The following is a 26475-nucleotide window of genomic DNA, read 5'->3' on the forward strand; positions in this document are numbered from 1 at the left end:
ACCATGATCGTCCTCGGAATCATCATGATCGTTCTGGGACTGCTGCTCCCCAGCCTCGTCCCCACATTCGCTTTCGCCCACGTTGTATTGGTCATCGGGGTCATCCTGCTGGTCGTCGGCCTGCTCATGATGCTGATGGGACGAACGGGTCACGCCATCGGCGGCCGCCGCCATTACTACTGACCCGCTCTCAGTCAAACGTCGACGACACGACTCGACGGCCATGATCGCACCCAGTATCCAAGGAGATTCCTCATGCGACTTTTAGGACTACTGGTGGTCATCTGGCTGGTCGTGGGCGCTGTCGCGGCCTACCAGCGAGGCTATTTCACCAACGCCAGCCAAAACTGTTCCAGCGCTGGGACGATCGCGCTGACCGTGATCGCCGGGCCACTCAACTATGCGGGTGTCAATCCCAAAGTGGAGAAATGCAATGTGCCCCAACCCAGTGCCTCACCTACGTCGCAAGGGGCATCGATAAGCCTCTGATGCCAGAAATTCCACGTTCGACAAATCCAAAGGAGCCGACATGGCTACTAGCAGTATCGTTTTGATCATCCTCGTCGTACTTGCGGCAGCTTTGCTGATCGCCGCACTCGCGTGGGTGGCACGCAACAAACGCAACCAACATCGCCACGTGGCAGCTGAAGAGATTCGTGAGGCCGCCAACGACGAAACGCGGGAAGTCCGGCAGCGCGAAGCACGGGCCGATGAAACTGCCGCCCGGGCCCGTGCTGCTCAGGCCGAGTCCGACGTCAAAGCAGCCCAAGCCGCCGGTCTGCAGCAGCAGGCCGCCACCCACCGCAGCGAGGCGGCGACCTCCCGTCACGAGCTCAACGAGCAGTGGGACCGCGCGGACACCATGGATCCCGCCTCGGAGACACCCGAAGCGCCCAGGACCGCCGATCGCAAGGAACACCAGGACCATTGAGATCTCCAACCAAATCCTGTAGCGGGCCCACACACGTAGGCTCACGACGCCCTTCAGCTCCGCGGAGCGGTGGCACACATATGCACCAGCCCTGACGCCACCGCAAACCGCGGACCGTGCACCCCGTCGATGTTGGCTCGCCCCACCACAACTCCCATGCTGCGCAGGGATTCGCCGACCGTGCGCAGCAGCTCGTCGTCGAGAGCGCCGCCACCGGCCAACACCAACGCGTTCGGGGGTTTCTCGAAGGAAGCCAGGCAACGAGCGATATTGGCTGCCACGGTCTCCTGTTTGATCGCCAGACGTAGGCTGCGCCATTCCTCGGCAGCCAGTTTGGTCGAGAACGGCACCAACCCGGCCGAGCCGCGGGTGCACAACCTGCCGATCGCATCAGCCGGGGCCGGAGCGTCGAGGAACAGCCGCCGCCCGTCCTCCTCGTGCGCCACGTGCGGTCCCTCGACCCGGATCGCCGGAGTGCGCTTGACCCGTTCGGCCAGTGCCCGGGGGATGTTGAGCATCCGTGCCACCGCCACCGTGATGGTCTCCCCCGCACCCGCGGCCGTCACCGTGCGATCGACACCGATCAGATCGATGGTGCCACCGCCGATATCGCACACCACCGAATCCGGCGGAAGGCCCGGCGTGGTGCGGGCACCCCGCGCGGCGGCCTCCGGCTCGGTCGTGATCGTGCGGGCTGGACGCCCGGTCAGCTCGGCAAGCGTCGTCGCGGCGTCCTCCACATGATCGGCGGCCAGCAGCGCCACAACGGTGCCCCGGGCGTCGGCTACGCCGCGGCGCAGCCACGTTCCGCTGTCGAGGGCGGCGAGGTCGGTGAAAAAGGCGTCGTCGACGGCGATCTCGTGATCGACAGTCGAGATGGAGCGCAACCGGATCCGCACCACGCTCCCCGGCGGTTCGCGGCGCAGGATGGCGTGGGCCTGCGCCGGGGAGTAGCGGGTCAGGCCACCGTTGATCCTGAACTCGATGTAGTCGTCGTCCACCGCCGGTGGTTCCGGCGGCTCGGTCCGCGCCGTCACGGCGATAGCCGGGGAGTCCGAGAGCTCCCTGGTGAATTCGGCGACATCGTGAATCTGGTCGTGACCGAGGTCCAATGCCGCACACAGCGCGATCGGATCTGCCAGAGCCCGGTAGGCGCGACCCTCGGCCACCACCTCCACCGCGACGAGAGCTCCGGTCGCCAATCCGTCGAGGATCACCTCGTCGACCACCGGGACGTCGAGCGGAATCCGGTTGCGGATCAACACCGCATCGTCCTGGGCGGCCAGCACCCCGGCGATGGTCCAACCCCGGGACACCGCGTCGGTAATCGCTTCTGCGGCGACCTCGAAATCGGTGTCGCCGTCCACCGAGACGATCACCGGGCCGGGTTGCGGTTCAGAAGCCAGTTCGCCCAGCGGCGTGTGCCGGCCCACCGCGTAACCCGTACCGGCCGGGGTACTGGCATCGGGCCGGCGCAGGCTGCGCACCGGTGAGCGCGGCGACGGCGCCGGGGCCAGCGGGGCGGTTTCGGTGTCGACCGGCCGGATCGCCGAGAGCACGAGCTCATCGGCACGAACCTTGGCGTCGACCTCGATTCGCTGCAGTAGCGCGGCCGCCCCGTCCAGCGAATCCCGGGATCCCTTGCGGCCCCGGGTCGGCGCTTGCCCGTGGCTCAGCGGTTGCACCGCGCCGTTATCCACGCGGGCCAGGACGATCTCGGTGGTGTGATTGCCGATGTCGATCCCGGCGATGACCCTCACCGCAACAGACCCCGCCGGGCATAGACCGCGGCGGCCTGCCGCACCAGTTCCGCGCAGCGCGCGGCACCGCGGGTTTCCAGCGATGCCTGCAACGCGTCGAGTTCGGCGGCGGTGGAGCGGTGCGGGCGCAGCGCCTCGTACAGGCCCATCACCTCTTCATCGTCGATGACCGCCAATTCCGCTGCACGCAGGAAGTTCTCGGCCAGCTGGGGGTTGCCGCTCTCCTCGGCGACGACGGCCTGGTGCGCCAGCGCCGCCGGGTCCATCCGCAGATCCGACAGATCCAGCTTGCCGTCGACGGCGGCCTGCACTGAAAAAGTCCGGGCGAACTTGTCCGTCATTTCCGCCTCACCTCCACCGTGACGGGCGCCTGGCCCGGCTCGCTGGCCTCCCGCTCCAACGCGACCAGCGCCACCGCGCGGGCGTGGTAGCGCGCCGAGATTGATTCGTCGGTACCGCCGGTGAGGATCGGCACCGGCGCCATGCCCTTGGCGTGACGGGCGGCATTGCGGCCCAGTTCCCGGTAATTCCTGGCGGTCAGCAGAGGTGCCACACTAAACAGCTCGAGGTTCGCCAGCGGCGCCAGGTCCCGACGGTGGATGAGCGCGGTCCCCTTGCCCTGCAACCCGATTCCAATGCCCGACCCGGACAGCTTGGCGGCGGTCAGACCGATCAGCCCGACATCGATGGTCGAGCGCACCCGCACGAACCGTGGCACACAGCCCTCTTCTTCGAGGCCGGCGCAGAGTTGACGGATCACCTCGCCGATCGGCAGGCCGCACAGGCTCAGCCACACACTGCGGCCCAGCGCGGGTGACAACCCGATGACCACCTCGCGCGGATCGTTGCCCTGCCGGGCAGGTTCGAGGTCGGTGACGCTGATGTGGCCGGCATGCTCGGCCTGGTCGGCGGTGAGCTCGGTGCCGCTGCGCTGCTGGCGGATGTTGTCGATCTCGGCCCGGCGCGCCTCGGTCAGGGTGTAACCCGTTCCGGGCCCGCTGTAATCGTTCGGATCGGTGATCTTGGACAGCACCCGGAACTGCTCGTCGAAGATCGCCGAGGTCTGCAACTGGTCGCCGCGCAGACGTTCGGATGTCAGCCGCATGATGGCCTCGGCCTCCTCGTCGTAGCCGGTGCGCTTCAGGGAGGCCACCACGTCGAACACCGTGAGCTGCTTGGCCTCGATGGCACTGGCCGCTTCCGCGACGGCCTTTGGATCCCCCGGCGGCAGATCGCGCGACCCGTTGGCGATCACCACCTCCTCGATGTGGCCGTCGTCGAAGTCCGCCAGCCCCAGGTCGCGGTACACCGCCTGCACGGCCGTCGCCGCCCTTCGGCGTACTGCGGCCAGGTGTTCGGCCGACACCGTGCGCAAACCGCCGTCCGCCCCCCAATCCCGTTGCAGCACAAGGAAATCATCCATGTCGTCGGAGTTGAAGTTGGACAGCGCGAACGCATTGTCGTAGCGCGGGATCGACCCGAACCCGGAGAAGATGAAATCAGCGCCGGCCAGCAACACGGGCAGAGTGTGCGCGCTGCGGCGAATATCGGATTCGGAGATCAGGTTGTCGTTGCCCGCACACGACTCCAGATCCCGCATCATCACCATAAGGTTCTCGGCGAGCAGCTCCTTCATGCCCTCGGGCACCGAGGCCACTACACCGACCCCGTCGATGCCGCCGTTCTGCACGCCCTGGGATCCCAGCGCCCGGGCCAGCGACACGCAGCGCGATTCCAGGTAGAGGATGGAGCACTTCTCGGCCGCACCCATCAGCACCTCGGCCCCGCCGCCGCTGGTGACCCGCATCTTGAGGCCGCGCGACGCGTAAGCGCTCGTCAGGATCGCCTTGGAGAACGGGGTGTCGTCGCCGTCGACGAACACCTGCTCGGTGCCGTAGATGGAAATGGTCTCGGCGTAGCTGGTCAATCCGCGCATACCGAGGCGTAGTTCCAGCGCCTCCTCGATCGCGCACTGCGCCATCGCGCCCGGTGTTCCCACCTGCGAACCGATCAGCAGCGCAACGGCATTCGAGGCCGCATCCCCGAGCACCGGCACCGTCGTCTCGACCTCGCGGAACCCGTAGGCCACCGCGCTGGCGGCGTCGGCGGCGATCAGCATCGGATCGTCCAGCTGGTTGGTGACGTGAGCCTGATTGCTCGGGGTGCGCCGGGCCCGCATCTTGGCCATCGCCATCTGTATCTCGACCGGCGTCAGTACCGCGATGACGTGCGCGAGTTTAGCCGGCGTCGTACCGCCGATGAGCCGGACCACCTCGGCCCGGGGCACGTTGGGATCCACCGTCTTGCGGGCCAGTTCGACATCGGAGCACGCCATGGCCTCGGCCGCGACGTCGAGATCCAGGCCGTAGTGGGCGATGAACTCGTCGATCACATCGAAGTCGGCGGCGACCTTGCCGTCCATCTCGACGACCCGACCGTCGCGCAACACCAGCGACGGTTCCGGATCGTGCGGGCTGCGCATCGCGACCAGCCCCAGATCCGGATTGGTCACGCTGAACCCGTCGAGGTTCACCGGCTTCCCGTCGAGAATCCGCATCCTGCCCAGGTAGGCACCGCCGTCGTCCGTCACGCCGACCATTTTGCGTGACGAACGCTATTTGGTCTACCCATTACTCCTTTTGGTGTCAGGCGCCGGACGCGACCTCCAGTGCCTTGAGCGAGTCCTCCAGATGGCTGAGCATCCGCTGCAGATGCGGCACACTGCGCCGGCAGCCGACCAGCCCGAAATCCAGGTTGTCGGCGTTGTTGGCCAAGGTGATGTTCATCGCCTGCCCGTCCAGCGCGATCGACAACGGGTAGTTGCCGTCCAGCCGAGCTCCCTTCCAGTACAACGGATGTCGTGGCCCGGGCACGTTGGAGATGACCAGATTGAATGGCGGCGAGGTGGCCCCGACGAAACCGGGCACAGCAGCCAGGCCGAGCGGCGCGATCATCATCGCCGACAGGGCCAGAGCCTGCACCCGCGGCAGGTCGGAGAACACCTTCTTGTTGCCCCGCATCGACTCAGCGACCGCGTTGAGCCGATCGGCCGGATCCTCCAGATCGGTACCCAGATTGCACAGCACGGAGCCGACCAGATTGCCTCCTGAGTCGGCCTCGTGCTCGGCGCGCAGGCTCACCGGCACCATCGCGATCAGCGGCCGATCCGGCAGCGCGTCCTGTTCCAACAGATAGGCGCGCAAGGCGCCGGCACACACCGCCAGCACCACATCGTTGATCGTGAATCCGGCCGCCCGCGAAATCCGCTTGAACCGCTCCAGCGGCCAGGACTGCGCCGCGACGCGGCGGGCGCCACCGATCTTCACGTTGAACATGGTCTTGGGAGCCGCGAACGGCAGCGTCAGTTGTTGTTCCAGCAGCGCCGAGCGGGCCAGCCGCAGAGTCGACGGCGCCAGCCCCGCGACCGCGCCGACCGCATCGGAGGCGGTTCGTAGCAGCGACGAACTCTGGTGCGCCCGCTTCTTGCGCGGCATCGCCCACGGCACCCGCACGTCGATGTCATCGGGATCTTCCGACAGCGTGCGCATCAACAACTTTAGTGCCGAGACCCCGTCGATCAGCGAATGGTGCATCTTTGTGTAGACCGCGAACCGACCGTCCGCCAGCCCCTCGATCAGGTGTGCCTCCCACAGCGGACGATGCCGGTCGAGCAGACTGCCGTGCAGCCGTGACGTCAGCTCCAGTAGATCCCGCACCCGACCCGGGGACGGCAGCGCCGAGCGGCGCACGTGATAGTCGAGGTCCACGTCGTTGTCGAAGGTCCAGCCGATGTTGGCGAAGCCACCCAGGACCGTGGCCGGGCGTTTGCGGAATACCGGTTCGATGTCGGTGTGGCTGAGCAACTCCTCGTGGAACTCACGCATGAATTCCAGGCCCACACCTGCCGGAGGCTCGTAGAGCGCGAGGCCGCCGACGTGGAACGGGTGCTCCCGTGTCTCGGCGATCAGAAACATCGAATCGGTTGGCGACATCAGCTCCATGGACACATTCAACGCGGATCCGCACGAGGCCGTGCGAAAACAGGTAGCCGACTACGCGTTCGCCCGCCCTGAACAAGCCGCACGATCTAACCACAGCCGACTCGTCGAATGGAGGTGTCAGGATGCTGATCCCAACGGCAGCGCGCAAAACCTTGGCAGTGATCCGAATCCTCAACGGCGCGATGGGATTGCTCGCCCCCGAAAAGCTGCTGGGCCGCCTCGGCGTCGACACGGCTCAGGATCGGTCCGGCGCCTATCCCTTCCGGATGTTCGGCATCCGCACCGTTCTCATCGGCCTTGATCTGTTGCTGCTCCGTGGAGCCGAACTGCGTCGGGCCGAAAAACTCGCGGTGCTCATCCACGCGGCCGACACCGTCTCTGCCACCGTCACCGCCGCCCGCGGTGACCTGCCCCGCAAACAGGGCCTGATGGCCGTCGTCATCTCCGCGATCAACACCACACTTGCCGTCACCGCATGGAAAGGAGGCCAGGATGCCGTCACTGCTCACGAGGTGGTTCCTCAAAGCCACTGAGGTCGTCGACCGCCGGATCGGGTGGGACAAACTCCCACCCTGGCTCGGACTCAGCGTCCTGTTGGGGGTTCGCGACGCACTGCGCGAACACAACCTCTACGACACGTACCGGGGCAACCCCCCGGCGGCGCCGAGCCACACCCCGGCCGAATACCTCACCGTCCGGACGGTCGACGGCTCCTACAACGACCTGTCCGCCCCTTCGATGGGTATGGCCAAGACCCGGTTCGGCCGCAACGTTCCGCTCGACAAGGGGCAGGCCGAGACGCCACCGCACCTGATGGACCCCAACCCGCGCACCATCAGCAACGAGTTGTTGCGCCGCGACACGTTCAAGCCGGCCGCCACGCTCAACATCCTGGCGGCGGCCTGGCTGCAGTTCGAGACCCGCGACTGGTTCAGCCACGACACCGACCCCAGCCGGATGATCGAGATCCCGGTGCCCGAGGGCGACGACTGGGACGAGACCACCATCCGGATTCCGTCCACGCCAGCCGACCCGAACCCAACACCCGGCGAGACGACCTTCCTCAACACGGAGACCCATTGGTGGGATGCGTCGCAGATCTATGGCAGCAACCAGCTGTTCCAGGACGCGATCCGTACGCAGAACACGGACGACGGCAAGGTACGCATCGACGCCGACGGTTTCATCGACCTGGATCCGTCGATGCTCGGCGCCTCCGGAGGTGCCGACGGCTGGTGGCTCGGCCTGGAGCTCATGGGCACGATCTTCCTGCGGGAACACAACGCCATCTGCGACCGGCTGAAGGCCGCCTACCCGACCTGGACCGGCGACCAGATCTTCAACAAGGCGCGCATGATCAACGCCGCACTGATCGCCAAGATCCACACCATCGAGTGGACCCCGGCGATCCTCGGCCACCCGACGCTGCAGATCGGTATGCGGGCCAACTGGTTCGGGCTCGCCGGCGAACGCGTCAAGCAGCTGTTCGGACGGATCAGCCCCAGCGAGGCGATCAGCGGCGTCGTCGGATCGGCCACCGATCACCACACCGCGCCGTACTCCATCACCGAGGACTTCGTCACCGTCTATCGCATGCACCCACTGGTGCCCGACGACTACGAGTTCCTCAACCTCGCCGGAAATGCCGAGCCGCAGCAGCTTTCGTTCGACAGCATCCACGGCGGCGCCAACTCGCGCGGCGTGCTCAAGAGCGTGGGGCTCTCGAACTGCATCTACTCGCTGGGCGTCGCACACCCCGGCGCGGTCACCCTGCACAACAGTCCCAACTTCATGCGCCGCTTCGACCGCACCGACGGCCACGTCATCGACATGATCTCGACCGACATCATCCGCTCCCGCGAGCGGGGAGTGCCGCGCTACAACGAGTTCCGCCGCCAGCTGCGGTTGAATCCGGCGACATCGTTCGATGAGATCAGCGGCGGGGACCGCGACACTGCCCTCAAGATGAACAAGATCTACGGCGGTGACATCGAGAAGGTCGACGCCATGGTCGGCATGTTAGGCGAGAAACTCCCGAAGGGTTTCGGGTTCAGCGACACGGCGTTCCGCATCTTCGTCCTGATGGCGACCCGACGGCTCAAGAGTGACCGGTTCTTCACGGTCGACTTCACGCCGCGGGTCTACACACCGGAGGGCATCGCCTGGATCGCCGACAACGACATGTGCTCGGTGCTCATCCGGCACTATCCCGAGCTCGAACCGGTGCTGCGCGAACAGCGCAACGCATTCGCACCGTGGCCGCGCCTGAGTCAGGAACGATGATGACGCGCCCCGAGCCGGAGCTGAGCCGAGGGGCAGCGCTCGACGAGTCGCTGTTGCTCGGCTACCCCAACAGCGCGTTGGACCTGCTGTTCCGGCAGTCGGAGGCCGGGCCCATCCCCGACGGGGACACCCGGGGCACGCTGCTGGCCTGGCCCGGGACCTGGCTGGCCAAGCCACTTGCCCTGCTGGTCCGCGTGATCATCTGGCAGGGCAAGGTGCTCGACCGTCGCGAGGGGGTGCTGCGCAACAAAGTCACCCCGTTTGGTCTGCGGCTTGTCAAGGCCCGGCTCTCGATCGCATCGAGCTGGGTAGACAGCGGTGACTGCGTGCTCATCGACTACTCAAAGACGTCGTTCCTGGCCCGCATGGTCCGCGACGAGATCCGCCAGGTCGGTCCCGGCTTCTACCTCGGGGTCGTATGGCTGTGGCGGAAACGCGTCGGGTGGTTCACCATTCGCTCGACCGGGTGATCGCGATGCCACACCAGGAAGCGTTCACGGTGCTCGCCGAGGTCAGCGCAGATCGGCTGGCCTCGCTACGGGACCTGCTCGGACGCATCCCCGACCACGTCGAGCGGTGGGACGTGCTGCCGTTCGAGCAGTTGAGTGGTCTGCACTTCGCCAGGCTCGTACTCTTCGACCCGGCCCAGGATCTCGACGGGCGCCCGGTGCCCGCCCAGCTGGGGTTGTTGACCGACGTCGACGCCCCACTGCGCGGACATCTCGACGAACTCACGACGATCGGCGGCGACGGGATCGACGCGGTGTTCTCCCACTGCGTCGGCTATCCGGACGTGCCTTCGGCACCTATGCGGCAGGCGTTTCTGCAGGAACACCAAGTGAAAGCCGCTGCGGCACATATCAACCGGAGAGGTCGCTCGGTCAGCCAGATCCGGCAGGAGGATCTGCTGCAGCGCGAGATCAACCGGTTCCTGGACTCCGGCGACTTGGGTTCGCTCGACACCGGGAAGATCAAGTGCGCGATCGTCGACTTCGTGCGCGACCGCGACGACCTGGCCTGGGCGCTGAAACAGGCGGAGGGGCCGTCCCTGTCGTGGCGGGCCAAAGAGGCTTTCCACCAGTACTTCTGGATCGCCACACTGGCGGTGATGACGGTGCTGTTCTTCCCGTTGGTGCTGCTGGGGCTCGGACTGTTCGTCCTTGCGCTGCGCCACCACGAGAAGCGCGATATCCCCGACACCCGTGGGGCCGCACCCGAGGTGGTTCGGGCCTATCGCGACGACGAGGACTACTGGGTGCACAACCAGATCGTGGCCATCGGATTCCTCAAACCCGGGCCGTTCCGCCGGCTGACCACGACCGCGATCCTGTTCCTCACCGACTACGCGACCCGCCACATCTACAACCGCGGAACCCTGTCGGGGCTCAACACAATTCATTTCGCCCGATGGGTGCGGATGAACGAGGGCCGCGGCCTGTTCTTCTCCAGCAACTACGACGGCAGCCTGGAGAGCTACATGAACGACTTCATCGACAAGGCGTTCTGGGGGCTCAACGCCATCTTCAGCAATGGCGACGGTTTCCCGCGCACACGATTCCTGTTCTTCGGCGGCATCACCGACGAGAAGGCGTACAAGAAGCTGCTGCCTACCCGTCAAGCCCCGAGCAATGTCTGGTACAGCGCCTACCCGCACCTGACCACCAAGAACATCGCCAACAACGAAGCCATCCGGCGGGGCCTCTCGACCAAGATGGACGAAGCCCAGACGCGGCGTTGGCTGCGCCGATTCGGTTCCGGCAACGATCTTCCCGAATCCAACTGGGCGGCCCGCAAACTGGACAGCATCCCCTGGGACCGGCTATGGCTCTCCAACTAGACGACATCCAGGGCGTGATCCTGCATGGCTACGGCGCACTGGACGACGCGGCGTTCCTACTGCTGACGATCGACGACGTCGCGGCGGCCAAGCGATGGCTGTCAGGCTTGGAGTTGCGCGACAGCACAATCCGGCCCGAAGGTACCGATACCTGCACCAACATCGCCTTCACGCCGTCAGGTCTGGCGCGGCTGGGGCTGCCACCCGAACACCTGGCAATGCTGGCAGGCGAGTTTCGTGAAGGTATGACCGGCACCGAGCATCGCCGCCGCATCCTCGGCGATCACGGTGACAGCTGCCCGTCGGGCTGGCGCTGGGACGGCGAGGACATTCACGCGCTGCTACTGCTCTACGGGCACGACTCCGCCGCCGTCGCCGAACTGGAGAACAGTCACGACCTGCCCGGCTCCGGACTGCACATCGTCCAGCGACTCGATTCGCTGACGCTGCCAGGACGCAAGGAGCACTTCGGTTTTCGTGACGGTATCTCGCAACCGCTGATCGACGGCTACGACGAGGGCGGTCCGGTGGGCAACACCGTGGCGGCGGGCGAGTTCGTGCTCGGCTATCCGAACGCCTACGGGCAGTACACCGACCGGCCGCTGGTGGACCCGACCGCCGACACTCGGGGACTGTTGCCCGCGGCGGCCGATGCACCGGCACTGCGCGACCTCGGCAAGGACGGCAGCTACCTCGTCTTCCGCCAACTCAAACAGGACGTGGCGGCGTTCTGGAACAGCCTGGCCGAGCGGTCCGGCGATGTGCTCGACCGCGTGCCGGCCTGTGTCGGGCTGGCGGCCAAGATGGTGGGCCGATGGCCCAGCGGTGCACCGCTGGTGAAAGCACCGACCATCGACGATCCTGCACTCGCCGACGACAACGACTTCATGTACTTCCGCTCCGAGGATCCCGACGGCCTGAAATGCCCGATTGGCTCACACCTGCGGCGGTCCAATCCGCGTGATGCGCTCGATCCCGTTCCCGGATCCGACCGGTCTATCGACGTGGGCAAGCGTCACCGAATCATCCGTCGCGGCAGGGCCTACGGGCCGCCGTTGGCGCCGTCGATGGACGCCGCCGACATGATCGGCGCAGCTGACGACGGCATCGAGCGCGGTCTGCATTTCATCTGTTTCAACACCCAACTCGGGCGGCAGTTCGAGTTCATCCAGCACACCTGGGTCAACAGCACCAAGTTCGACGGCGGGTACGCCGAGGACGATCCGATCACCGGCGCCCGCGGCAATGGAAACGGAACCGGGAACGGGACTTTCACGGTCCAGCAGGAACCGATTCGCCGACGCGTCACCGGGCTGCCCCGCTTCGTCCACACCGTCGGCGGCGCCTACTTCTTCATGCCCGGTGTGGCCGCCACGCGCTACCTCGCAGCGCTGCCATGAGCGCCTGGCGGGAGTGGGCTCCGCTGCCTCTGCGGCTGTTCCTCGGCGGCGGGCTCATCCTGCACGGAGGGATCAAACTGTTCGCGACCGGCGGGCACGCCAACATCGCCTACCTCGTGGGTCAGCTCGGGGTGTTCTTCCGGCTCGCGACGGTGGTCAACGCGCTCAACGTCGCCGGTCTCTTGGTGCTCGGGTGGGCCGCGCACCATCCCGGTGCTGCGGTTGTCGCCCGAGCCGCGGACCTAGCGGCTGCGCTGGTAGATGTCTGTGGCGATCGCGATGGCGGTCTCGTTGCACTGCTCATCGGTGAGCGGCAGATCGCCCATCATGGCCACGCTCCACGAGATGGTCAACAGCGCCTGCCGGGCGTGATAGACCGCAACCGGATCGTGGTCGGGCGCGGTCATGGCGTCGGCCACGGTGCGGAACTGGTAGCGCAGGTCAGCTCCTACCCCCAGCCGGTTGAACGCCGCATAGTTCTCGTGCATGAACCGCGTCATGGCCCGACCGGTGCCGTGGAGGACAGTGCCGTACCGTCGCAGCACCTCGCGTCCGGTGTCCTTGCCCGGCGGCTGACCGGCGGCCCAGCGCAGGATCTCGTCCACACCGGTGCGTAGGTCGTCGGCGAGACTCGCCACGATGTCTTCTTTTGCCGGGAAGTGGTAGTAGACAGCGGCTTTTGTGATCCCGAGGCGCTCGGCGATCTGCCTGATCGAGGTCTGGTCGTAGCCATGGACGGAGAACAGTTCGAGCGCCACGGCACGGATCTTGTCGCGGGTATCGGTCCGTCGCCCTGCCATCGACACCCCTTCCATTACTTGACGCACGGCAAGGGATGAGCTTAGCGTGGGTCACACCATTACTTACCGGCCGTCAAGTAATGAATACGCCACATCGGGGGGATCAATGAACAGATCACAGCTGACCACAACCCTGACCGGGCCGCCGCTCACCGCCGTCGGGGTCGCCGTCATCCGGGCCCGAGAAACCGCACGAGATGACCGGCTCTACGCCGATCCGTACGCCGCCCGCTTCGTCGCAGCAGCACAGGAGGCTTACCTCGACCCCACCGCACCCGAGGGCGCCGCCAACACCTGGGCAACGGTGATGCAGTTGGCCGAAGTGATGTACGAAACCCGCACGATCGGCGTCCGCATCGTCGACGACGCCCTCACCGAAGCCGCAGCGGCCGGGCGCCCGCAGATCGCGTTGATCGGTGCCGGGCTGGACACCCACGCGTTTCGGCTGACCTGGCCTGGACCCGTCAACCTTTTCGAGATCGACCTGCCCCAGCTGTTCGCATTCAAGGAACCACTCCTGCGCGACGCCGTCGCGACGTGCGAACGTCACGTCATCGAAGCCGACCTCGCCGCCGGCGACTGGCCGGACGCGCTGGTGGCCAACGGGTTTGATCCCGCGATCCCCACGCACTGGGTCGACCACGCACTGATGACACTGCCGACGGCTGCGGCTCGCGCCGGGGTCGAGTCGATCACGCGGCTGTCCGCGCCCGGCAGTCGGTACGGATATCCCACGATGGGCAGCCAGAGCTTCAGCACCACCCTGAAATCGGTGACCGGTGCCGCGGACCTGTATCGGAGCATGTCCAACGTCGACCGCGGGCTCGGTGACGACGCCCGGCAATGGATCGAAACCCTGGGATGGTCAACGTCTTTCACCAGCTTCGCCGAACTTGCCGCGAGCTATCCCCGCACCATCGGCGCAGAGACCGGCAGCGGAACCGTCACGGCCACGCGTTTGGAGGCCTAGGTGCGGTGCAAAAAGGCCCGCTACCTGCGATTGCAGGAAGCGGGCTTTTATGGCGGTGGCGGAGGGATTTGAACCCTCGGACGGGGGTTACCCGTCACACGCTTTCGAGGCGTGCTCCTTAGGCCGCTCGGACACGCCACCGTGTGGCAGCTTACCGGGCGAGCGCCGCAGGCCCTAATCGCGATCGGCGCGGGTGCCGCAACGCACACGCTCACCGCTGGGCGGCGAAGAACTCCTCGAGCAAGCCCGCGCACTCGTCGGCCAGGACCCCGCCGACGACCTCGGGTCGGTGATTGAGCCGGCGATCGCGGACCACATCCCACAGCGAGCCGACCGCCCCGGTCTTGGGTTCCCACGCCCCGAACACCACCCGCGCCACCCGGGCCAGCACCAGCGCACCCGCGCACATCGTGCACGGCTCGACCGTCACGGCCAGCGTCGCACCTTCCAGCCGCCACCCGTCCCCGAGCACCCGGGCGGCCTCGCGCATCGCGACGATCTCGGCATGCCCGGCGGGATCCCCGGTGGCCTCGCGGACATTGGCGGCCCGGGCCAGTTCGGTGCCGTCGGCGGCGAACACCACCGCGCCGATGGGCACGTCACGCGGACCAGCCGTCCGGGCAGCCTCCAGCGCGGCGCGGATCAGGGCTTCGTCAGAAGTCACCGACCGAGCCGGTCGAGCACCGCCGACAGCTCGTCGGCGAAGCCCATCTCGCGGGCGATGCGCCCGATCTGCTCGTCGGCGTACAGATCGGTCTCCGACAGGATCACGCCGAGCACGTCCTCGTGTAGTCCGATGTCGGACAGCACCGACAGGTCGCCCTCCTCGAACGGGTCCGCGTCCTCAAGGTCCTCTTCTTCGAGGTCAGCGTCCAGATTCTCCAGCGCCTCGGCGGCGATGTCGTAGTCCAGCGCCGCAGTGGCGTCCGACAGCAGCAACCGGGTTCCCGCCGGCGCGGGCCGCACGATCACGAAAAATTCGTCGTCCACATCGAGCAGCCCGAAGACCGCCCCGGCACTGCGCAGCTCACGAAGCTCGGTCTCGGCCGCGGTCAAACTCTTCAACGAGGACGACCGCATGGGGGCGCACCGCCACTTGCCGTCCTCCCGGACAACGGCCACCCCGAAACCATCGGGCAGGTCTGCCGCTGCACGCTGTGCCTCCATGCCCGCCTACGGTAGTCGCCGACCAGCAATTTTGACAGGGATCACCCTCGGCCCCGGCGCGGTCGGTATGCCAATCTTGAACCGTGACGAACACACCGGTGTGCGTGGTGGGCCTCGGCCTGATCGGTGGCTCGCTGATGCGTGCCGCCGCCGGGGCCGGCCGTGAGGTCTTCGGCTACAACCGGTCGCTGGAGGCCGTCGCGGCCGCCAAGTTCGACGGGTTCGATGCCACGGAGAACCTCGACGAGGCGCTGCGCCGAGCCGCCGACCGCAACGCGCTGATCGTGCTGGCGGTGCCGATGCCGGCTCTGCCGCAGATGCTCGACCACATCCGCAACACCGCACCGCTGTGCCCGTTGACCGACGTGACCAGTGTCAAGGGCGCGGTGCTCACCGAAGTGGCGCGAGTCGGTCTGTTGGAAAACTTCGTCGGCGGGCATCCGATGGCCGGGACCGCACACTCCGGCTGGTCGGCCGGGGACGCCGCCCTGTTCACCGGCGCCGCGTGGGTGGTCAGCGTGGACGACCACGTCGACGCCCGCATCTGGTCTCAGGTGGCTCAACTGGCACTGGACTGCCATGCCGTCGTGGTTCCGGCCCGCTCCGATGAGCACGACGCGGCTGCCGCCACGATCTCGCACCTGCCGCACCTGTTCGCCGAAACCCTGGCCGTGATCGCCGGCGAGGTGCCGCTGGCGTTCGCCCTGGCGGCCGGATCGTTCCGCGACGGCACCCGGGTGGCGGCCACCGCACCGGACCTGGTGCGGGCCATGTGTGAGGCCAACGCCGAGCAACTGCTGCCCGCACTCGAGCACGGCATCGAGCTGCTGACCCGTGCCAAGAACACACTGGCGGCCACCGGGTCGGTGGCCGAACTGGTCGACACCGGCCATGCCGCGCGGATGCGCTACGACAGCTTCGGCCGCCCCGAGATCATCACCACGGTGGTGGGCACCGACAACTGGCGGGCCGAGCTCGCGGCTGCCGGACGGGCCGGCGGGGTGATCAGATCCGCTCTGCCAGTCCTGGGTAATCAAGGATGAAGCCGTCGGAATCCACCGTGATGGTGGTGTCGGCGACGGGCGAGCGCAGCTTGACGGCAGCGCCGGGCCCGGTACTGCTGTAGCTGATGTTCGCGGTCTCCACCGACAGGTCCGGCAACCGCACGTAGACGACGGGCAGGGTCACCGACTCGGCGCGCTGATGCAGGCCGGTCCGGCGGATCGGCAGCGCGTTGAAGAACGGGCTGAACACGAGGTCGACATCGAGTGCGCCGCCGAAGTCCGAGCGTTTGGTCTGAGCGTGATCCTGCACCAGCCACATGTTCTCCTCATCGCGGGCGATGGAGAGCTGGCGTTCCCGTTCGGCCAGTGTGACGGTGAGCGACAGCCGCTTGGTGGCGCCGGTCTCGTCGGTGACCAGGTCATAGGAGGCCGAGAAGGCCGGGTGGGACTCGGTGCTGGCGGCCACGATCCGGCCGTAGGCCTTGATCCGGTTGCCCGACAGCTGAACCCGAGCAGACTCCATCCGGGGTTCGTCGTGCGCCCGCCACGTCAACACCGCTGGCCAGGCAAGGTCCTTCTGGTCACTCACCCGTCTACCGTATGCGACGAGACTCGGCCTTCGTAGCCGAGTCCAGAACTCCCCGCCGAGCGTGACTCGAGCGCCACCTCGTCACCGAGCAACGGCTGCGGAATCCGACGCCGACCTCCCAAGCGGCCACTCCCGGGCACCGATAACCACACCGCGAACGCCAGCGCGGCGTCGAGGATCAGGGCCAACGCCGTGACCATGAGCGCACCCACCAACGCGATGTGAAACTGGCGCACCTTGATGCCGTCGATCAGATACCGGCCCAGCCCACCGAGGCTCGCGTAGGCGGCCACCGTCGCCGTCGCCACGATCTGCAGCGTCGCGGTGCGCAGGCCGCCCACGATCAACGGCAGCGCGTTGGGCACCTCAACCCCGAACAGCACCCGCCGTTCGGTCATGCCCATCGACCGGGCCGCGTCCACCACGGCACGATCCACGTTCGCAATTCCGGCGTAGGTCCCGGCCAACAGTGGCGGGATGCCCAGCAGCATGAGGGCGACCGTCGGCGGCACCAGACCCAGCCCCCACAACAGCACCCCGAGCAGCAGCACGCCGAGCGTGGGCAGGGCACGCAACGCGTTGACCCCGGTGACGACGAGAAAGGTGCCTCGCCCGGTATGCCCGATCAGCAGTCCGATCGGGATCGCGATCACCGCGGAGGCCACCACCGCGATGATGGTGTACTGCAGGTGCTCGACGATGCGGGCGGTCAGGCCGGCGGGCCCGGCCCAGTTCGCGGCGGTGAAGATGAAGTCCAGTGCCTGCTGCAGGAAATTCATGCGGCCGCCTTGATGCGATGTGCCCGGGGCATGCGGGACACCCGCGGCGTGCGATTCCAGGGCGTGATGGCCCTGCCGGCCAACATGATCAGGGTGTCGATGACGACAGCGAGCACGAAGATTGCGATGATCCCAGCGATGATCTGGTCGCTCTTGTTGGACTGATAACCCTCGGTGAACCAGGTGCCCAGGCCACCGATACCGATCACCGAACCCACCGACACCATCGAGATGTTGGTGACCGCGACGACCCGCAGGCCGGCCACCAACACCGGGATGGCCAGCGGAAGTTCCACCTTGAGCATCCGCACCAGCGGCCGGTATCCGATCGCCGTCGCCGCGTCACGCACGTGCTCGGGCACCGCATCGAGCGCCTCGGGCACCGCCCGCACCAACAGGGCCGTGGTGTAAAGCGTCAGCGCCACAATGACATTGGCCTCGTCCAGGATGCGGGTCGGGATGACCAGCGGCAGCACCACGAACAGCGCCAGCGACGGGATGGTGAAGATGATGCTCGCGGTCAGGGTGGTCAGGCGCCGCAGCGAGGTGGTGCGCTGAACCGCGGCACCCAGCGGGACGGCGATCAGCAGCCCGAGCACGATCGGCACCAGCGACAACCGCAGGTGCACGACAGTCAGCACCCACAGGTCGTCGAGGTGGTTCAGCAGATACCGCATGAGCTACCCCAGCTCCGGGACGCGGCGCTGTTCCTTGAGTGCATCGAGCACGTCGTCGGCGCGAACACCCCCGAGCAGCCTGCCCGCCTCGTCGACCGCCACGCCGAGCCCGCTCGGCGAGGACAGCGCGGAATCGAGCGCCTGCCGCAGGTTGCCGTCGGGCGGAAAGAAGGACCCACCCCCGATGGTGCTGTCGTAGAGCGCATTGCCCTTGCGATGCACCTCGACACCTTCGGCGTTGATCCACGCGAACGGGGTGCCGGATTTGATGACCAGCCGCCACTCCCCCGGGCTCAGGTTCAGCCCGTCGATGTCGTCCTCGTCGGCGTATTCGATCTCGTGCAGGGGCAGGCCGCTGGCGTGAAGGAACTGCAGGCCGCGGTAACCGCGGTCCGCCCCGACAAATCCCGACACGAGCTCGTTGGCCGGATTCGACAAGACAAACGAGGGATCGGCATATTGCAGTAGCGCCCCGCCGCGGCCGAATACCGCGACCTTGTCCCCGAGTTTGACCGCCTCGTCGATGTCGTGCGTGACGAAGACGATGGTCTTGTGCAATTCGCTTTGCAATCGCAGGATTTCGGCCTGCAGGTCTTCACGTACCACCGGGTCGACCGCGCTGAACGGCTCATCCATCAACAGGATCGGCGGGTCGGCGGCCAACGCGCGGGCCACCCCGACACGCTGCTGTTGCCCGCCGGACAGTTGTGCCGGATAACGGTCGGCCAGTTTCGGGTCGAGCCCCACCCGTTCCATCACCCCGATGGCGGCCTTGCGGGCACTGCGCCGGGACTCGCCCCGCAGCACCGGCACCGTCGCGACGTTGTCGACCACCCGCAGATGCGGCATCAGCCCGGCACTCTGGATGACGTAGCCGATGCCCAGCCGCAGCTTGACCGGGTCGACCGTGCTGATGTCCTCCCCGTTGACCGTGAGGGTGCCCGAGGTGGGATCGATCATCCGGTTGATCATCCGCATCGAGGTGGTCTTGCCGCAGCCCGAGGGACCGACGAACACCGTCAGCGTGCCCTGTGGCACTTCCAGATTGAGATTGTCGACGGCGACCGTGCCGTCCGGATACTGCTTGGTGACGTTCTCGAAAGTGATCACTTGGGCCCTCTGCCCTTCCCGCAAGCGTTCATCACTTGGTCACCGGCTTGTCGAATCCGTTGTCCCTGATCCACTTTTCGGCCGCCTCGTCGGGGTCGACCCCGGCGTTGCCCTCCACCGCGGTGTTCAACTCGATCAGGGCTTCGGTGGTGAGCTTGGCCGACACCGCATCGAGCACGGTCTTGAGTTCGTTCGACATCTTCTGCGAGGCCACCAACGGAACGACATTGGCGGCCAGGAAGGCGTTCTTGGGGTCCTCCAGAGGCACCAGGTGGTGCTGCCCGATCGCCGGTGAGGTGCTGAAGATGTTCGCGGCCGTGACGGCACCGCTGTTGAGCGCCGCAACGGTGGCCGGCCCACCGCCGTCGCTGATCGCGACGAAGTTGACCGGTGCGATGTCCAGCCCGTAGCGGGACTTCAGGCCGACCAGCCCCGTCTGGCGGGTCTGAAACTCCGATGGTGCACCGACTTTCACCTCGGCCGAATGCGTGGCCAGATCCGCGATGGTCTTCAGGTTCCAGCGCTGGGCGGTCTCGGCGGTGACGGCGAGGGTGTCCTTGTCCTCAGCCGGTGAGGGATACAGAATCGACAAGTCCCCGGGGAGGGCCTTGAACAGCGCGATCAGTACCTCATCCGAGGTGGTGGCAGTGGTCTCCTTGTCGAAGTACTGCAGGAGGTTTCCGGTGTACTCGGGGATCAGATCGATCGAATGATCCTGCACTGCAGGAACATACGTCTCGCGGCTGCCGATACCGAACTGCCTTCTGATCTGAAAGTCATTGGCCTCCAGAGCCTGGGCATAGATCTCGGCGATGATCTTGGACTCCGGGAAGTCAGCCGAGCCGACGGTGATCGATTTCAGGTCACCCGAGATTTCTCCGCCGCCCAGAGGATTGGAGCTTCCGCAGGCCACCGCGAGCGGCACGATCAGGGCGAGCAGGGTCATCGCGATTGCCAGGGGTCTGCGCAGCACAGGCGCGTCCTTTCGGCGACGGCGGCCGGACTTTCAGCCTCTGAAGACCCTAACGGCACACCCGACATGCCGCCGCGCTTTAACCCACGGTGGTTTGCTTTGACGCCTCGACGGGCAAAGATGTCAGTATGACCAGCGATCCGTCTGCATCGCCCGATCTGCCTGAGCCCACAGGGGCCATACCGGACCCGGCGGCGCCCGACCCAGGCAAAGCCCCCGAGCCCGGCAAGGCCCCAGCCAAACCAGGCAAGGCAACCGAGCCCAAACTCACCCGCGCCGGAGCGCTCTGGTCAGCCCTCATCCTGGGCTTCCTGGTGCTGATCGTGCTGTTGATCTTCATCACCCAGAACACCGAGCCGGTCCCGATGACGTTCCTGGGCTGGCACTGGTCATTGCCGACGGGCGTGGCGATCCTGGGCGCCGCGGTGGCCGGTGGCCTGCTGACAGTCGCCGCCGGAACCGCGAGGATCTTCCAGTTGCGCCGTGCGGCCAAGAAGAACTTCAAGGCCGCCCAGCGCGACTGACAGCGTCAGCTGATGGCGCGCAGGCCCGACGCGATCGCCGGTGCCACCGCCTCGCCGACGCTGGAACCACCCGGCGCCTCAGAACCCTGCCGGGCGCGGAAGTCGATACCCGCGGCGATGATCGCTGCCTTGAAATAGGCCAGCGCCATGTAGAAGTCCCAGTGCGCCAGGTCCTGGCCGGACTGCACCGAATAGCGGTTGGCCAACTCGTCGGCCGACGGCATCTGCGGTGAACTCCACGCGGCTTCCATGCTCAGGATCAGATTGAACATCGGATCGCGGTAGACGCACATCAGCGCGGCGTCGCTCAGCGGGTCACCCAACGTCGAGAGTTCCCAGTCCAGCACCGCAAGGACCTTCGTCGGGTCCTGCACGTCCAGGATGGTGTTGTCGATGCGGTAGTCGCCGTGGACGATCGAGTTGCGGCTCTGCGCCGGAACAGAATCGGCCAGGGCCTGATGCAGACGCTTGACGTCGTCGTCGCGGGGATCGTCGGGCAGGCGGACCAGGTCCCACTGCGAACCCCACCGGCGCACCTGACGTTCCAGATAACCCGCGGGCTTGCCGAAATCGCCCAGACCGACCGCCTCGGGGTCCACCGCGTGCAGGTCGGCCAGCACCCGGATCAGCGCGTCGACGCTGTCGCTGATGGTTCCAGGGCCGCCGAGCGCTTCGAGCGCCTCAAGCTCCGCGGCGCTGCGGACCACCTGGCCCGCGACGTTCTCGACCATCTGGAACGGAGCACCCAACACGGAGTCGTCGTTGCTCATCGTCACCGCACGGGCCACCGGAACTGCGGTACCGGCCAGCCCGGCCACCACCTTGTACTCGCGGGCCATATCGTGCGCGGACGGGGTCAGACCGTGCAGCGGCGGGCGGCGGAGTACCCACGCCGACGCGTCGTCGCACACCCGGAAGGTCAGGTTGGAGCGGCCGCCGGCGATCAGTTCGGCGCGGAGATCACCGCTGCGGGCGATGCCCTCCGAACGCAGATGCCGGTCCAGGGCGGTCAGGTCGAGACCCTCCAGATTTGTCACCGTCACTGTTTACCACCGGACATTTCGCGGCAGCAGATCCCATACGTGTTCTGTGCCGTTGACCGAGGCGACGGCCAGCTTGCCCGAGCGCGATGACAGCAGCCGGGTGACCGAGGCGTAGTCGACGTGGAAGGACAGCAGCCGCTCGGTGGCCAGGATCTGGTGCAGCAGCACGTTGATCACGCCACCGTGACTGAACACCGCGACGGTGCCGTCATGGTCACCGGCCGCCACCAGGTCCTCGACCGCGGCGCCGATCCGTGCCATGAACGCGCCCTCGTCCACGCTGCTGGGCAGGTGACCGCTCACCAGCCGGGCCAGCTCCTCGGGGTTCTCCTTGGCGATCTCCTCGATCGGCACGTAGTGCGACATGTCGCGGTCGTACTCGGCGAGCCGGTCGTCGACCTCGACCTGCAGGCCCAGCTCGTTGGCGAGCGGTCCCGCTGTCTGGATCGCGCGCCGCTGTGGGCTGCTGACCAGCCGGCTGACGGGGAAGCGGGCCAGGGCGGCGGGCAGGCGTTCGGCCTGGGCGATGCCCTCTGCGGACAGATCGGGATCAGACCCTTGACCTGGCTCGCTGCGCAGCGGTAAAGCATGTCGGACCAGAAGCAGTTGCACCGTGCCACCATAGGGCCGCGGCGCAGGACGGCCGGAGAGGGCCATCACACATGGGATATGCCGACGAGTTGTTCGACCTCACCGACCGGGTGGTGCTGGTCACCGGCGGCAGCCGCGGACTGGGCCGTGAGATCGCGGTGGGAGCCGCGCGTTGCGGTGCCGACGTGGTGATCGCGAGCCGCAACCTGGATTCCTGCGTGGCCGCGGCCGAGGAGATCACCGCGGCCACCGGTCGCGCCGCCCTCCCCTATCAGGTGCACGTGGGCCGGTGGGATCAACTCGACGGTCTGGCCGAGGCCGCCTACGACCGCTTCGGCAAGGTCGATGTGCTGGTCAACAACGCCGGCATGTCACCGCTGTACGAATCGCTGGGCTCGGTCACCGAGAAACTCTTCGACTCGGTGTTCAACCTGAACCTCAAAGGGCCGTTCCGGCTTTCGGCCCTGCTCGGTGAGCGCATGGTGGCCGACGGCGGTGGCGCGATCATCAACGTCAGCTCATCCGGCTCGTTGCGGCCAGACCAGTACATGCTTCCCTACGCCGCGGCCAAGGCTGGGCTGAACGCCATGACCGAAGGCCTGGCCAAGGCGTTCGGCCCGACCGTGCGGGTCAACACCCTGATGGCCGGGCCGTTTCTCACCGATGTCAGCAAGGCCTGGGACATGGCCGGTGACCCGTTCGGCCACCTCGCCCTGCAGCGGGCCGGCAACCCTGCCGAGATCGTCGGCGCCGCACTGTTTCTGATGTCGGATGCGTCCAGCTTCACCACCGGATCCATCCTGCGGGCGGATGGCGGATTGCCTTAGGGCGTGACGATGTCGAAGTTCGGATCAGGCCGGTCCAGTGCCGCCAACAACGACGGCAGCGCATCGGTGTCGCCGGTGACCTCCACCCCCGGTGAACTGGTGTCACCCGCCGCGAAGGCCAACAGCCGCAGCTTGTTCGCAAGCTTCACCGTGGCGCGCGCACTGGCCTCGTCGGCACCGGCCTTGCGGTGGACCAGCACCCCGTTGCGCAACGTCAGGCGATAATTGTCCCCGGTGTCGGCGAACGTGACGTCGATGGCCAGATCGAGATCCCACGCCCGCGGACCATTCACATTGATCGCGAAGGTGTCGAAGATCTGCTCGGGCGTGAGCTGCCCCAACAGCGACGGCGACGCCGCAGTGGTCGGAGTACCGAAGTTGCCCTCCCGCAGTTCGGTGGCGCCGCTCAGGAAAAAATTGCGCCACGTGGCGTTCTCCGCGCCATAGGCCAACTGTTCAAGCACGTCGGCGTAGAGGTCGCGGGCTCGCCCATGGTTTTCATCGGTGAAGATCACATGATCGAGAAGTGTTGCCGCCCAGCGGTAATCACCTTCATCGAACGACTTTCCGGCCAGCTCGACCACCCGGTCGACGCCCCCCATCGCCTCGACGTAGCGGGGGCCGAGCGCCTCGGGCGGGTGCGGCCACAACCGGGCCGGGTTGCCGTCGAACCAGCCCATGTAGCGCTGGTAGACCGCCTTGACGTTGTGGCTCACCGAACCGTAGTAGCCGTGGGCATGCCAGGCTTTCTCCAGGGCCGGAGGCAGCTGGAAGGTCTCCGCGATCTCGACCCCGGTATAGCCCTGGTTGAGCTGACGCAACGTCTGGTCATGCAGGTAGGCGTACAGATCCCGTTGCAGCGAAAGGAATTCGACTATCCGCTCGCGACCCCAGGTGGGCCAGTGGTGCGAGGCGAACACCACATCGGCGCGGTCGGAGAAGGTGTCGATGGCCTCGGTGAGATAGCCCGCCCAACCATGTGGATCACGTACCAACGCACCGCGCAGGGTCAGCAGGTTGTGCAGATTGTGGGTGGCGTTCTCGGCCATGCACAGCGCCCGGAGTTTCGGGAAGTAGATGTGCATCTCGGCGGGCGCCTCGGTGCCCGGCGCCATCTGGAATTCGATCTCGACACCGTCGATGGTGTGGGTCTCCCCGGTTTCGCGAATGTCGAGGGTCGGCACGATCAGCGCCACCTCGCCCGTCGAGCCAACCTGCCCCAGCCCGCAGCCGACCTGGCCCTGCGGGCCACGGTCCAGCGCCGCGCCGTACATGTAACCGGCGCGGCGCGCCATCGCGGTGCCGGCATAGACGTTCTCCTGCACGGCGTGCTCGGTGAAATGTTCCGGCGCGATGACGGCGACCTTGCCCGCGTCGACGTCGGCCTGGGTCGTCACCCCCAGCACGCCGCCGAAATGGTCGGCGTGGCTGTGGGTATAAATGACTGCGCTGACGGCACGATCCCCCCGGTGCGCCCGGTACAGAGCCAGCGCGGCGGCCGCGGTCTCGGTGGATATCAGCGGATCGATGACGATGACGCCGGTATCGCCTTCGATGAAGCTGACATTCGACAGGTCCAGGCCGCGTACCTGATAGATACCCTCGACCACCTCATAGAGGCCCTGTTTGGCGCACAGTTGCGACTGGCGCCACAAGCTGGGATGCACCGATGCCGGCGCGTCGCCTTCGAGAAAGGCGTAGGCGTCGTTGTCCCACACCACTCTTCCGTCAGCGGCCTTGACCACACAGGGTTCCATGGCCCCGAGGAAACCCCGATCAGCATCCTGAAAATCTCGAGTGTCCCCGAACGGCAGCGTCGCCAGATGCGCACGGTGGGCGGCCTCGATGACGGCGGCGGGTGGCTTCTGTTCCATACCGTTGAGCGTGCCACCTCAGAGTGACGGCACGGTCACGCTTGCCGGAATGATCCGACTGATCTCATCGGCCCCGTGCCCGGCGGCCACCGCCGCATCCACGTAGCCACGAAACGCATCCAGCGCACCCGCATCAAAGCCCGCTGAGTGTGACGCCGAGATCAAGTGCCGCACCGAGGCGGCGACCGACGACACCGAGGCGCGTCACCCGCCGCGGTCAGCACCGCATCCGCGGCCGCCTGATCGACCACGTTGACCAGGATGAGGTTGCTGGCCGCAGCTGCCTCTGCGGGCGTATCAGCCCACAACGCACCGCGGGCACGCAACGCGTCAGCCTTGGCAGCCGTCCGATTCCCCACGGTGGTGGGGTAATTCGCATCCAGCAGTGCCCCGGCGAGTGCCTGTCCCATCGGCCCGAGGCCGAGGACGCTGACCGTAGTGGTCATGCCGCGGCCCCCTTCTTGATGCTCTCGATGACGCGCGCGAAGCCGTCGGTACCGTGGCCCGCGTCGATCTGCCGGTGGATCAGCCGTTGGACGACGTCGACGACTTCCGTGCCGATCCCCTGGTCCCGGCTGGCGGTGACGATGTCGCTGATATCGGAGAAGAGCAGGCTCTGCTGGCCAGGGACGGCGTAGTCCCCGCCGTCGATGACCGCGGCGTATTCGGCGATCGAGGGCATCAGTGCCGGCAGCCACGCGGCGGTGCGGGCGGCGAACTCCTTCGCGGGCACCCCGGCCGCCCCTACCATCGCAGCGCCGTGGAAGAAGCCGGCGAACATCACGTACATGGCCGACAGGAGCGCCAGGTCGTACAGCGATGCCATGCCGGCATCGTCGCCGAAGTACTCAGCACCACCCCAGATTTCGAACAACGTCCCATGGTCCTCGAACAACGTTGCCGAGCCGCTGTAGAGGATCGCCGACTGCGGCGTCGCGATCATCTCCGGCGTCGCCATGATGCCGCCGTCGAGATACTCGGCCCCGTGGCCCGCCGCCCACCGGGCCAGCTCCCGTGCCCCCTCCGGTGACGTCGTGGTCAGATTCACCAGCCGGCGCCCGGCCAGCAGCTGCGCCACCGGGTCGAGGACCTCGTGCACCGACGCCTGGTCGAACAGGCACACCACGACGAGATCCGCGTCGAGAGCCTCGGCCGCATCGGCCGCTGCGGTGGCGCCCTCGTCGACGAGCGCGGCGGCCCGGGCGGCGGTGCGGTTCCAGACGATGGTCGGGTGCCCCGCTCTGAGGGCTGTGCGGGCCAGCACCGAACCCATCTCGCCCAGACCGAGAAAACTGATCGAATGGCGTGTGGTTGTCATGCCACCATCGTTGGAGA

30 protein-coding genes and 1 tRNA gene are annotated in these 26475 nt (G+C 66.8%); 12 read left to right on the forward strand and 19 right to left on the reverse strand.

Annotated features, from left to right (window positions below; translation table 11 throughout):
* Window positions 1-3: 3 nt before the first annotated feature.
* The 3 genes from HBE63_RS23800 to HBE63_RS23810 all read left to right on the forward strand — a co-directional run bounded on the left by HBE63_RS23800 (window position 4) and on the right by HBE63_RS23810 (window position 931).
* Window positions 4-183: a DUF6131 family protein gene (locus HBE63_RS23800; protein ID WP_166906945.1), complete on the forward strand. Its 180-nt coding sequence runs from the start codon at window positions 4-6 to the stop codon at window positions 181-183.
* 72 nt (window positions 184-255) lie between these two features.
* The gene (locus HBE63_RS23805) at window positions 256-489 is read left to right on the forward strand and encodes a hypothetical protein (protein WP_166906946.1); all 234 of its coding nucleotides are present in this window, start codon (window positions 256-258) and stop codon (window positions 487-489) included.
* Between the two features lie 40 nt (window positions 490-529).
* Window positions 530-931 (forward strand): hypothetical protein, encoded by a 402-nt coding sequence (locus tag HBE63_RS23810; protein WP_166906947.1) that lies wholly within the window; start codon window positions 530-532, stop codon window positions 929-931.
* A 53-nt stretch (window positions 932-984) separates the two neighbouring features.
* Here the strand turns inward: HBE63_RS23810 and HBE63_RS23815 are convergent, their stop codons facing one another.
* The 4 genes from HBE63_RS23815 to HBE63_RS23830 all read right to left on the reverse strand — a co-directional run bounded on the left by HBE63_RS23815 (window position 985) and on the right by HBE63_RS23830 (window position 6692).
* Window positions 985-2691: a diol dehydratase reactivase ATPase-like domain-containing protein gene (locus HBE63_RS23815; protein WP_166906948.1), complete on the reverse strand. Its 1707-nt coding sequence runs from the start codon at window positions 2689-2691 to the stop codon at window positions 985-987.
* Window positions 2688-3032 carry a diol dehydratase small subunit gene (locus HBE63_RS23820; protein ID WP_166906949.1) on the reverse strand — a complete coding sequence of 115 codons (345 nt, stop codon included), beginning with the start codon at window positions 3030-3032 and terminating at the stop codon, window positions 2688-2690. The genes HBE63_RS23815 and HBE63_RS23820 overlap by 4 nt, the downstream gene beginning before the upstream one ends.
* Window positions 3029-5248 (reverse strand): propanediol/glycerol family dehydratase large subunit, encoded by a 2220-nt coding sequence (locus tag HBE63_RS23825; RefSeq protein WP_166910123.1) that lies wholly within the window; start codon window positions 5246-5248, stop codon window positions 3029-3031. Before HBE63_RS23825 ends, HBE63_RS23820 begins: the two co-directional genes overlap by 4 nt.
* Before the next feature lie 88 nt (window positions 5249-5336).
* The gene (locus HBE63_RS23830; RefSeq protein WP_166906950.1) at window positions 5337-6692 is read right to left on the reverse strand and encodes a wax ester/triacylglycerol synthase family O-acyltransferase; all 1356 of its coding nucleotides are present in this window, start codon (window positions 6690-6692) and stop codon (window positions 5337-5339) included.
* Window positions 6693-6814: 122 nt separating this feature from the next.
* On the opposite strand from HBE63_RS23830, the gene HBE63_RS23835 reads away from it, so the two are divergent.
* From HBE63_RS23835 to HBE63_RS23855, 5 genes are read left to right on the forward strand one after another with little or no spacing between them, the layout of a single operon-like run.
* The gene (locus tag HBE63_RS23835) at window positions 6815-7225 is read left to right on the forward strand and encodes a hypothetical protein (RefSeq protein WP_166906951.1); all 411 of its coding nucleotides are present in this window, start codon (window positions 6815-6817) and stop codon (window positions 7223-7225) included.
* On the forward strand, window positions 7185-8975 hold the full coding sequence (locus tag HBE63_RS23840; protein WP_166906952.1) for a peroxidase family protein: 1791 nt from the start codon (window positions 7185-7187) through the stop codon (window positions 8973-8975). Before HBE63_RS23835 ends, HBE63_RS23840 begins: the two co-directional genes overlap by 41 nt.
* Window positions 8975-9445 (forward strand): hypothetical protein, encoded by a 471-nt coding sequence (locus tag HBE63_RS23845; protein WP_208301196.1) that lies wholly within the window; start codon window positions 8975-8977, stop codon window positions 9443-9445. Before HBE63_RS23840 ends, HBE63_RS23845 begins: the two co-directional genes overlap by 1 nt.
* Window positions 9446-9450: 5 nt before the next feature.
* Window positions 9451-10812, forward strand: coding sequence for a hypothetical protein (locus HBE63_RS23850; RefSeq protein WP_166906953.1), 1362 nt, complete (start codon window positions 9451-9453; stop codon window positions 10810-10812).
* Window positions 10797-12212 carry a Dyp-type peroxidase gene (locus HBE63_RS23855; protein ID WP_166906954.1) on the forward strand — a complete coding sequence of 472 codons (1416 nt, stop codon included), beginning with the start codon at window positions 10797-10799 and terminating at the stop codon, window positions 12210-12212. The genes HBE63_RS23850 and HBE63_RS23855 overlap by 16 nt, the downstream gene beginning before the upstream one ends.
* A 242-nt stretch (window positions 12213-12454) precedes the next feature.
* Here the strand turns inward: HBE63_RS23855 and HBE63_RS23860 are convergent, their stop codons facing one another.
* The gene (locus HBE63_RS23860; protein WP_166906955.1) at window positions 12455-13012 is read right to left on the reverse strand and encodes a TetR/AcrR family transcriptional regulator; all 558 of its coding nucleotides are present in this window, start codon (window positions 13010-13012) and stop codon (window positions 12455-12457) included.
* Between the two features lie 106 nt (window positions 13013-13118).
* Here HBE63_RS23860 and HBE63_RS23865 point away from each other — a divergent pair, with 106 nt between their 5' ends.
* Entirely contained in the window at window positions 13119-13982 is an 864-nt protein-coding gene (locus HBE63_RS23865; RefSeq protein ID WP_166906956.1) for an SAM-dependent methyltransferase, read from the forward strand.
* 50 nt (window positions 13983-14032) lie between these two features.
* Here the strand turns inward: HBE63_RS23865 and HBE63_RS23870 are convergent.
* The 3 genes from HBE63_RS23870 to HBE63_RS23880 all read right to left on the reverse strand — a co-directional run bounded on the left by HBE63_RS23870 (window position 14033) and on the right by HBE63_RS23880 (window position 15149).
* Window positions 14033-14123 (reverse strand) — tRNA-Ser (locus tag HBE63_RS23870).
* A 70-nt stretch (window positions 14124-14193) separates the two neighbouring features.
* Window positions 14194-14646 (reverse strand): nucleoside deaminase, encoded by a 453-nt coding sequence (locus tag HBE63_RS23875; protein ID WP_166906957.1) that lies wholly within the window; start codon window positions 14644-14646, stop codon window positions 14194-14196.
* Window positions 14643-15149 carry a tRNA adenosine deaminase-associated protein gene (locus HBE63_RS23880; RefSeq protein ID WP_166906958.1) on the reverse strand — a complete coding sequence of 169 codons (507 nt, stop codon included), beginning with the start codon at window positions 15147-15149 and terminating at the stop codon, window positions 14643-14645. Before HBE63_RS23880 ends, HBE63_RS23875 begins: the two co-directional genes overlap by 4 nt.
* 98 nt (window positions 15150-15247) lie before the next feature.
* Here HBE63_RS23880 and HBE63_RS23885 point away from each other — a divergent pair, with 98 nt between their 5' ends.
* Entirely contained in the window at window positions 15248-16192 is a 945-nt protein-coding gene (locus tag HBE63_RS23885) for a prephenate dehydrogenase (protein ID WP_166910127.1), read from the forward strand.
* Here HBE63_RS23885 and HBE63_RS23890 read toward each other — a convergent pair.
* Genes HBE63_RS23890 through HBE63_RS23910 form a run of 5 tightly spaced genes read right to left on the reverse strand, consistent with a single transcriptional unit; the run spans window position 16155 to window position 20254 of the window.
* A complete protein-coding gene (locus HBE63_RS23890) occupies window positions 16155-16742 on the reverse strand; it encodes a putative glycolipid-binding domain-containing protein (RefSeq protein ID WP_166906959.1) in 588 nt (195 codons plus the stop codon). The genes HBE63_RS23885 and HBE63_RS23890 overlap by 38 nt on opposite strands.
* Window positions 16739-17521: an ABC transporter permease gene (locus HBE63_RS23895; protein WP_166906960.1), complete on the reverse strand. Its 783-nt coding sequence runs from the start codon at window positions 17519-17521 to the stop codon at window positions 16739-16741. The genes HBE63_RS23890 and HBE63_RS23895 overlap by 4 nt, the downstream gene beginning before the upstream one ends.
* Window positions 17518-18198, reverse strand: a complete 681-nt coding sequence (locus tag HBE63_RS23900; protein WP_166906961.1) for an ABC transporter permease — start codon at window positions 18196-18198, stop codon at window positions 17518-17520. Before HBE63_RS23900 ends, HBE63_RS23895 begins: the two co-directional genes overlap by 4 nt.
* A gap of 3 nt (window positions 18199-18201) precedes the next feature.
* On the reverse strand, window positions 18202-19308 hold the full coding sequence (locus HBE63_RS23905; RefSeq protein ID WP_166906962.1) for an ABC transporter ATP-binding protein: 1107 nt from the start codon (window positions 19306-19308) through the stop codon (window positions 18202-18204).
* A gap of 31 nt (window positions 19309-19339) precedes the next feature.
* Entirely contained in the window at window positions 19340-20254 is a 915-nt protein-coding gene (locus HBE63_RS23910; RefSeq protein WP_166910129.1) for an ABC transporter substrate-binding protein, read from the reverse strand.
* Between the two features lie 155 nt (window positions 20255-20409).
* On the opposite strand from HBE63_RS23910, the gene HBE63_RS23915 reads away from it, so the two are divergent.
* Window positions 20410-20805 (forward strand): lipopolysaccharide assembly LapA domain-containing protein, encoded by a 396-nt coding sequence (locus tag HBE63_RS23915; protein ID WP_166906963.1) that lies wholly within the window; start codon window positions 20410-20412, stop codon window positions 20803-20805.
* A 5-nt stretch (window positions 20806-20810) separates the two neighbouring features.
* Here HBE63_RS23915 and HBE63_RS23920 read toward each other — a convergent pair whose 3' ends face one another.
* On the reverse strand, window positions 20811-21842 hold the full coding sequence (locus HBE63_RS23920; RefSeq protein ID WP_208301197.1) for a phosphotransferase family protein: 1032 nt from the start codon (window positions 21840-21842) through the stop codon (window positions 20811-20813).
* A 9-nt stretch (window positions 21843-21851) separates the two neighbouring features.
* On the reverse strand, window positions 21852-22460 hold the full coding sequence (locus HBE63_RS23925; protein WP_166906965.1) for a histidine phosphatase family protein: 609 nt from the start codon (window positions 22458-22460) through the stop codon (window positions 21852-21854).
* Window positions 22461-22510: 50 nt separating this feature from the next.
* On the opposite strand from HBE63_RS23925, the gene HBE63_RS23930 reads away from it, so the two are divergent.
* Entirely contained in the window at window positions 22511-23266 is a 756-nt protein-coding gene (locus HBE63_RS23930) for an SDR family NAD(P)-dependent oxidoreductase (protein WP_166906966.1), read from the forward strand.
* On the opposite strand, the gene HBE63_RS23935 is transcribed toward HBE63_RS23930, so the two are convergent.
* Genes HBE63_RS23935 through HBE63_RS23945 form a run of 4 tightly spaced genes read right to left on the reverse strand, consistent with a single transcriptional unit; the run spans window position 23263 to window position 26458 of the window.
* On the reverse strand, window positions 23263-25140 hold the full coding sequence (locus HBE63_RS23935; RefSeq protein WP_166906967.1) for an alkyl/aryl-sulfatase: 1878 nt from the start codon (window positions 25138-25140) through the stop codon (window positions 23263-23265). The genes HBE63_RS23930 and HBE63_RS23935 overlap by 4 nt on opposite strands.
* Before the next feature lie 18 nt (window positions 25141-25158).
* Window positions 25159-25305 (reverse strand): hypothetical protein, encoded by a 147-nt coding sequence (locus tag HBE63_RS31565; RefSeq protein ID WP_243858252.1) that lies wholly within the window; start codon window positions 25303-25305, stop codon window positions 25159-25161.
* Window positions 25302-25586: an NAD(P)-binding domain-containing protein gene (locus HBE63_RS23940; protein WP_243858254.1), complete on the reverse strand. Its 285-nt coding sequence runs from the start codon at window positions 25584-25586 to the stop codon at window positions 25302-25304. Before HBE63_RS23940 ends, HBE63_RS31565 begins: the two co-directional genes overlap by 4 nt.
* Window positions 25583-26458: an NAD(P)-dependent oxidoreductase gene (locus tag HBE63_RS23945; protein ID WP_166906968.1), complete on the reverse strand. Its 876-nt coding sequence runs from the start codon at window positions 26456-26458 to the stop codon at window positions 25583-25585. Before HBE63_RS23945 ends, HBE63_RS23940 begins: the two co-directional genes overlap by 4 nt.
* Window positions 26459-26475: the final 17 nt, after the last annotated feature.

Source organism: Mycobacterium sp. DL440 (genome assembly GCF_011745145.1).
In the GTDB taxonomy this organism is placed as follows: Bacteria; Actinomycetota; Actinomycetes; order Mycobacteriales; family Mycobacteriaceae; genus Mycobacterium.